We start from the raw sequence: 2,053 nt of genomic DNA on the forward strand, positions 1-2,053 counted from the left end.
CTAAGGATGTTGTGGGCTTCGGCGGCTTGCTGCACGTTCATCTTGAACTCGACCATGTCGAGGAAAAACTGCAGCAGGTTTTGATCCTGACTGTCGCTGCCTTGGACTACTTGGTCCATGCTGGTGTTGTTCGCTTGACGAGGAGTCATTGGTTTGAAACCTCGCGCTTGTCAGGTTCGGAGATGAGCCGCTCTATCGCCGTTGTCATGCCTGCATGGATCGCATCGAATACATCGGCGGGAAATTCGTCGGGCAGGCGAGAGGCAATCTCGTCCAATACGAAAGGCGTCTGCTTGATCATCGTCTCGATCAGCGCCGGAACGTCCGGCAAGCCGAGTGCTGCGCCCATGGCCACCCAGTGCCAACGGTGTATGCCATGCAGATCGTAGTGTCGGTTTCGGTCTACGACGGCCATGGCGAGTTTGGCTTTTCTTGGATCGAGGCGATTGTTGCCGCTTCCCAGAATCGGATAGGCGGAGAGGATGTCGTAAAGCGGCGTCAGTCGGTAGGCACCGCCTGGCAGCTGTTGCAGGCTGAAGTTCTTCGCATGGCCATCGGTGGCTGCCATCAGCCAGAACAGCAGCTGGCTTTTGAAAAAGGTTGCGCGATCTCCTTGTGCATCCTCGGCCCCACGCAGCACTTCCATGATCTGCCGAATGCCGGGGCCGCCGTCCGCTTCGTATTTCATTGAAGGTGGCATTCCCAGTGCCTGGCAGAAGTCCTCCTGCGGAGCACGCATCCACCACGGCCCCTCACTCGAAATGAATCGGTCGAAGCGTTCGACAATCAATGCTTTCTGATCCTCGAACCGGCCGATCTCCGTGCGGGCCACTGGCAGCCCGAAGGCTTGCGCGATTTCCATCGACAGCCACTCGATCTCCACCGAGGCGCGCATGTCGGCCTGCATGTTGCCGACCAGGCCAAGCGGCAGTTTGAAGATGTGTGTGCTGGGTGTTGATCGCCGTGGGATGCACCATTGATCCTCGTGGCGCAGAAGTGCGGTCTTCTCCTGTGCTCCGGCGATCGAGAGCCTAAACGCTTCGCTATCGTTCTGTCCGAATGGCCCTGAAAGCGTGGTGTCGCGGAGGATCTGGGCCACTTGGCCTTCGCTCAATGGCTCGGCATCGATGGTGCGCACGTCGTCGGGTTTGCTCCCTGCAGGAACTAGCTGCACGGCGCCAGCGCAATCACGGCCAATCGTTGCGAGCAGATCGAAGCCCGACGTACTCGCCGCACCGTAGCGATCGCGCAAGCGGCGAAGGATACGATCGTTATCTGGCAGGAGATTGTCGAAATAGGCGGCGACGGCGGCAGAAGAAAGCGGTACCGCTTTGCCGCTGGCGGAGCTGGTGAATGGCAGCGACAAGGACAACGGTCGCCCCTCCGGCGACGCTATCCACTCGCGATCATAGGTCAGTTGGTCGGCGCCACTTCGTGCGCGCTCCCAGCGGCCGACGTAGTGACCATTCATCCAGATGTCGAGGGCGCGAATTCTGGCTGCCATGACTTACCAGGTCGCCTTGCTCGGGTTTGCACTCTTTGATCCACTCGCCGATTTGGCTTGCAGGCCGAGTTCCAGTCCCAGCAGCAGGCAGAGCCGATGGACGCGATCGAACGACGCGCGCCCGGCGTTGTTTTCCAGTTTGGACACGGCTTGAGTGCTGATGCCGAGCTGACTGGCGACGTCCGCCTGAGTCCAGCCAAGCTGCACGCGTGCGGCACGCAGCTTGGGGCCGAGTTGGTCTGGAAGTCGGATGATGTCCATGAGATCAACCTGCAGGTTGAAAGTGATGGAATCAACTTACAGGTTGATTATGCGAAAATCAATTCTTAGGTTGAATTCAATTCGCAATATTGCTTCAAAACCAGCTCGACAGAGCAATATTGTGCCGGCCGGAATTACGTCACTGCTTACCAGGCAATCCCATAATCATCCCCCTGCTCACTGGCACCACCCCACAGCGTCCCATTCTTCTGATCCAGCCATATCGCGGTGATCGGGCTGTAGGTGCGGTCGACGATTTCGACCTTGTAGCCCATGCGGCCGAGTTCT

The 2,053-nt window shown here is 58.5% G+C and carries 2 protein-coding genes; both read right to left on the bottom strand.

Annotation, left to right across the window (positions count from 1 at the left end; all coding sequences use genetic code 11):
- Positions 1 to 145: 145 nt before the first annotated feature.
- Positions 146 to 1,504 carry a type II toxin-antitoxin system HipA family toxin gene (locus VFN25_RS13430; protein ID WP_325142748.1) on the bottom strand — a complete coding sequence of 453 codons (1,359 nt, stop codon included), beginning with the start codon at positions 1,502 to 1,504 and terminating at the stop codon, positions 146 to 148.
- Positions 1,505 to 1,507: 3 nt separating this feature from the next.
- Positions 1,508 to 1,765 carry a helix-turn-helix transcriptional regulator gene (locus tag VFN25_RS13435; protein ID WP_325142750.1) on the bottom strand — a complete coding sequence of 86 codons (258 nt, stop codon included), beginning with the start codon at positions 1,763 to 1,765 and terminating at the stop codon, positions 1,508 to 1,510.
- Positions 1,766 to 2,053: the final 288 nt, after the last annotated feature.

The organism is Dokdonella sp. (genome assembly GCF_035703485.1).
Lineage (GTDB): Bacteria > Pseudomonadota > Gammaproteobacteria > Xanthomonadales > Rhodanobacteraceae > Dokdonella.

Coding starts and splice junctions, on each gene's coding strand:
- VFN25_RS13430 (WP_325142748.1), bottom strand. CDS start 1,504: ATGGCAGCCAGAATTCGCGCCCTCGACATCTGGATGAATGGTCACTAC.
- VFN25_RS13435 (WP_325142750.1), bottom strand. CDS start 1,765: ATGGACATCATCCGACTTCCAGACCAACTCGGCCCCAAGCTGCGTGCC.